Source organism: Caulobacter sp. D5 (genome assembly GCF_003185805.1).
In the GTDB taxonomy this organism is placed as follows: domain Bacteria; phylum Pseudomonadota; class Alphaproteobacteria; order Caulobacterales; family Caulobacteraceae; genus Caulobacter.
The window spans coordinates 1-2,199 of record NZ_QHJY01000541.1; the positions used below are offsets into that span (position 1 = coordinate 1).

The 2,199-nt window shown below is 71.1% G+C and carries 1 protein-coding gene; it reads left to right on the forward strand.

The annotated features are described in order from the left end of the window. Positions 1-76: 76 nt before the first annotated feature. Positions 77-2,199 (forward strand): efflux RND transporter permease subunit (locus DMC18_RS24975; RefSeq protein ID WP_110133418.1); only part of this gene is annotated, 2,123 nt, incomplete at its 3' end.

The following is a 2,199-nucleotide window of genomic DNA, read 5'->3' on the forward strand; positions in this document are numbered from 1 at the left end:
GGTCGCCGGCCGCGGCGCCTTCGTGCTGAAGGCCGAACTGGCCAAGGGCGAAGCCGGGCATGGGGATCACTGAGCCATGCTGAGCAAACTCGTAGCCTTTTCGGTCCGCCACCGCTTCGCCGTGGTGGCCGCGACCCTCGCCGTCGCCGCGTTCGGGGTCGCGGAGCTGTTCAAGCTGCCGATCGACGCCACGCCAGACATCACCAACAAGCAGGTGCAGGTGACGACGGTCGCCCCGGCCCTGTCGCCCGAGGAGATAGAGCAGCGGGTGACGACGCCGGTCGAGACGGGCCTGGGCGGCGTACCGGGCCTGATCGAGACCCGCTCGATCTCGCGCAACGGCTTCAGCCAGATCACCGCCGTCTTCGAGGAAGGCGTCGACATCTATTTCGCCCGCCAGCAGGTGGCCGAGCGGCTGGAAGCGGTGCGCGGCGACCTGCCGGCCGACGCCAAGCCCGCCATCGCCCCGGTGACCACGGGCCTGGGCGAGGTGATGATGTGGACGGTCGAGTACCGACCGGTGAAGTCGCCGCGCGCCGGCGTTCCCGGTCCCCAGCCCGACGGCGGCTACCTGACGCCAGAGGGCGAGCGGCTGGTCTCGGAGAAGGACAAGGCCACCTATCTGCGCACCGTGCAGGACTGGATCGTGACGCCGCAGCTGCGCACGACCAGGGGCCTCGCCGGGGTCGACGCCATCGGCGGCTACGTCAAGGAATATGCGGTGCGGCCCGATCCGGCGCGGCTGGCGGCCTATGGCGTGGGCCTGAACGAACTGGTCGAGGCGGTCGAGCACGCCAACACCGTGGCGGGCGCCGGCTATGTCTCGCGCGGCGGCGAGGCCTTCGTGGTGCGGGCCGACGCGCGGGTGACTTCGCTGGCCGACCTGGCCTCGGCGCCGGTGACCAGCCGGGGCGGCCTGGTGGTGCGCGTCGCCGACGTCGCGGCGGTCGAGATCGGCCAGGCCGCGCGCCTGGGCGCGGCGCAGGAGAACGGCGAGGAGGTGGTGATCGGCACGGCCCTGATGCGGGCCGGCGAGAACAGCCGAACGGTCGCCAAGGCGGTCGGCGAGCGGCTGAAGGCCATCGCCCCGTCTCTGCCGCCCGGCGTGGCGGTCAAGACGGTGCTGGACCGCACCGATCTGGTCGACCGCACCATCGCCACCGTGCGCAGGAACCTGGCCGAGGGCGCCCTGCTGGTCGTGGTGGTGCTGTTCCTGCTGCTGGGCAACGTGCGGGCGGCGATCATCACCGCCCTGGTCATCCCGCTGGCCTTCCTGGTCGGGGTGATCGGCATGAACCGCTTCGGGGTCAGCGGAAACCTGATGAGCCTGGGGGCGCTGGACTTCGGCCTGCTGGTCGACGGGGCCGTGGTGGTGGTCGAGAGCACCCTGACCCGCATGGGCGCGCGGCGCTTGCTCGAAGGCCGCGACCTGACCCTGGCCGAGCGGCTGCAGGAAGCCGCCGGCGCCGCCGCGAAGATGGCCAAGCCCGCCGCCTTCGGCCAGGCGGTGATCCTGCTGGTCTACGCCCCGCTGCTGGCGCTAGAGGGCGTCGAGGGCAAGATGTTCCAGCCGATGGCGGCGACGGTGATGCTGGCCCTGGCCGGCGCCTTCGTCCTGACCTTCACCTTCGTGCCGGCGATGACGGCGCTGCTGGTGAAGGCGCCCAGGACGGCGCACCAGGAGACCAAGATCGAGAGCCTGGCGCGGCGGCTGGTCGAGCCCGCCACCCGCTGGGCGGTCGATCGGCCGCTGGTGGTCGGGCTGGGCGCGGCCGGCGCGGTGCTGGTCGGGCTGCTGACCTTCCTGTCGCTGGGGCGGGAGTTCATGCCCACCCTCGATGAGAAGGACGTACTGGTTCAGGCCCTGCGCACGCCCAGCGCCTCGCTCGAGCAGTCGATCGAGATGCAGGGGCGGCTGGAGAAGGCGCTGCTGAAGGTTCCGGAAGTGGCCTTCGTGTTCTCCAAGACCGGGACGGCCGAGATCTCCACCGACCCGATGCCGCCGTCGATCAGCGACACCTACGTGGTGCTGAAACCGACGCGGGACTGGCCCGACCGCGGCCTGAAGAAAGCCGAGGTGGTCGAGAAGATCGAGCAGGCGGCCGCCGGCCAGATCGGCTCGGCCTACGAGATCACCCAGCCGATCCAGATGCGGTTCAACGAGCTGATCTCGGGCGTGCGCTCGGACCTGGCGGTGAA